The 2,335-nt window shown below is 51.7% G+C and carries 4 protein-coding genes; 2 read left to right on the top strand and 2 right to left on the bottom strand.

The window, feature by feature from the left end:
* Positions 1 to 127: 127 nt before the first annotated feature.
* Positions 128 to 382 (bottom strand): GlsB/YeaQ/YmgE family stress response membrane protein, encoded by a 255-nt coding sequence (locus FDW94_RS06850; RefSeq protein ID WP_048212573.1) that lies wholly within the window; start codon positions 380 to 382, stop codon positions 128 to 130.
* A 201-nt stretch (positions 383 to 583) separates the two neighbouring features.
* Here FDW94_RS06850 and FDW94_RS06855 point away from each other — a divergent pair, with 201 nt between their 5' ends.
* Entirely contained in the window at positions 584 to 1,318 is a 735-nt protein-coding gene (locus tag FDW94_RS06855) for a flagellar brake protein (protein WP_137377346.1), read from the top strand.
* An 11-nt stretch (positions 1,319 to 1,329) separates the two neighbouring features.
* Here FDW94_RS06855 and emtA read toward each other — a convergent pair whose 3' ends face one another.
* Positions 1,330 to 1,941, bottom strand: coding sequence for a membrane-bound lytic murein transglycosylase EmtA (emtA, locus tag FDW94_RS06860; RefSeq protein ID WP_016153365.1), 612 nt, complete (start codon positions 1,939 to 1,941; stop codon positions 1,330 to 1,332).
* A gap of 98 nt (positions 1,942 to 2,039) precedes the next feature.
* On the opposite strand from emtA, the gene FDW94_RS23930 reads away from it, so the two are divergent.
* Positions 2,040 to 2,335: LD-carboxypeptidase (locus tag FDW94_RS23930; protein WP_249358333.1), on the top strand; the 296-nt coding region annotated here is incomplete at its 3' end.

Below are 2,335 nucleotides of genomic sequence, written 5' to 3' on the forward strand. Positions count from 1 at the left end.
TTGCACGTTCACGGATATCTGCGCTTCAGAGAAATGACACCGTTGAGGTGAACGGAACCCTGAACAAGAATCACATGTTCACCTTACATGCTTAACTGAACGGCATTACCGCACAGGGGCCGTTCGATTAATCTCGCCGTACAAGCCGGAAGACACCCAGCACAACAATCGCGCCGACCACGGCCACCAGGAAGCTATGGAGATTAAATCCGCTGACATCGCCGCCAATACCAAACATCGTTGCCAGCCATCCACCGACCACAGCACCGACAATACCGAGAATACAGGTCAGGATAAACCCACCGCCATCACGCCCCGGCATAATCAGTTTGGCGATAACCCCCGCAATCAGACCAAAAATAATCCAGGCAATAATTCCCATTTTCAGGCCCTCTTTCCAGTGAACGCACGCGCAAGACATTCCTGCGCCAGCACTTAAAGTATAGGCAAGCCATCGCGACATGCTTTTATCACTCAGACTTAATTCATTGGGTTTGGTAAAAAATTTCATCCATTTGTATTAAGTTCCGTCGATTAATGCCGATAACCCAACGACAAACCAGGCATCCAGGAGTCATTAGGTGTGAGTAACTACAATGAGCAGTTCCTGAAGCAAAATCCGTTAGCGGTGTTAGGTGTACTTCGGGACTTAAAGTCGCAGCAGGTTCCACTGCGTATCTCCTGGTCAGGCGGCCAGTTCATCAGCAAAATTCTGACCGTCAGTCCCGATGAACTGATCATGGATTTTGGCAGCCAGGAATATGAAAACCAGGCCGTACAGCGGGCCAGCCAGATCTCAATTATCGCCGAAACGCAGGGAGCCAAAGTAGAATTCACCCTGCCACAGCTGAAAAAAGGCGAGTATCAGCAACTGCCGGCCTTTATTTCATCCTTGCCGCCTTCTCTGTGGTTTGTGCAGCGTCGGGAATATTTCCGCATCGGCGCTCCGCTGCATCCTCCCTATCGCTGCACGGCAAAAATGCCAGACAACAGCATTCTGCATTTTCGCTTATTCGATCTGTCTCTCGGCGGCATGGGCGGGCTGTTAGAAGTGGCAAAACCAGAGGGGTTGACAGAAGGTATGCGCTTCTCGCAGGTTGAACTAAATATGGAGCAATGGGGGGTGTATCACGTTGACGCCCAACTTATTTCCATTAGCGAACGCAAGGTTATCGATGGGAAAAACGAAACCATTACCACTCCCCGCCTGAGCTTTCGTTTTCTCAACGTCGGCCCGGCGGTGGAGCGGAACTTACAGCGGATTATTTTTTCCCTTGAACGTGAGGCCCGGGAAAAGTCGAACAAGGTGCGCGATTAGCATCACCTGAATTACATCACATCCAGCGCTTGTTGAAGCTTCCAGATATAGCGCGGGGCCTGCGGCGCCGGATGATTGTCCGCAACATGTTCAATAAATTCATCCGGGCTGAGGTCGTTGATTTTATTGATCGCTTTTTTCCTGTCGGATGAGAACGTGCGTAACAGTGCGCCCGCACCGTTGGCGTACGAGACTACCAGCGCGTACTGCATCACCTGCGGATCTTCAATCCCGGCCAGCGGCCCGGTTTCGAGAATACTCAGGTATGCGGCCCCCATCGAGATATTGCGCTCGGGGTTTTTCAACTCGCTGGTCGACGGCTCTCCGCTCCAGCCCATGCGGCGATAAACATCGCGTCCTGAAGTTGAGGCTTTCAACTGCATCAGACCAATCGCATTGGACTTACTGACCGCATTCGGATTTCCGCCTGATTCAATGGCGATAATAGCGGTAATCAATTGTGGACTGACACCCCAGGCCGCACCGGCTTTTTCACTGATCGGCATCCATTGCATTGCGCGTTTAACCGGAACTTCAGCATTCCACGGCGGGTTTTTGTAATCCTGTTTTGAACTACAGCCCGCAAGTAATACAACCAAAAAAGCAAACCATCTCAATTTCACGTCATCTATCCTTATAGCCGGAACCTGTCGCTGAGGTGACAACGACATACCTACGCGGCATGATATACATTTGGTTTTAGTTGTAGCAAGGAAATGCCATGTCCCGGTTTCACTTAATTGCCCCATCGGGCTACTGTATCAATCAGCAGGCTGCCTTACGTGGGCTTGCGCGTCTTACTGAGGCCGGTCATCAGGTCGACAATTCAGCGGTCATTGCGCGCCGCTGCCAACGTTTTGCGGGGACAGAGGCAGAAAGGCTTGCTGATGTGAACTCGCTCGTTAATCTGAAAACCCCCGATACCGTTGTGATGGCGGTACGCGGCGGCTATGGCGCGAGCCGTTTACTGGAAGATATTGACTGGCAGGGGCTGGCAGCCCGCCAGCAACAAGATCC

The organism is Citrobacter sp. wls757 (genome assembly GCF_005280935.1).
GTDB classification, from domain to species: Bacteria; Pseudomonadota; Gammaproteobacteria; order Enterobacterales; family Enterobacteriaceae; genus Citrobacter; species Citrobacter portucalensis.

Bases quoted from the DNA above. Each gene is read 5' to 3' on its own strand.
- FDW94_RS06850 (WP_048212573.1), bottom strand. From the start codon at position 382: ATGGGAATTATTGCCTGGATTATTTTTGGTCTGATTGCGGGGGTTATC.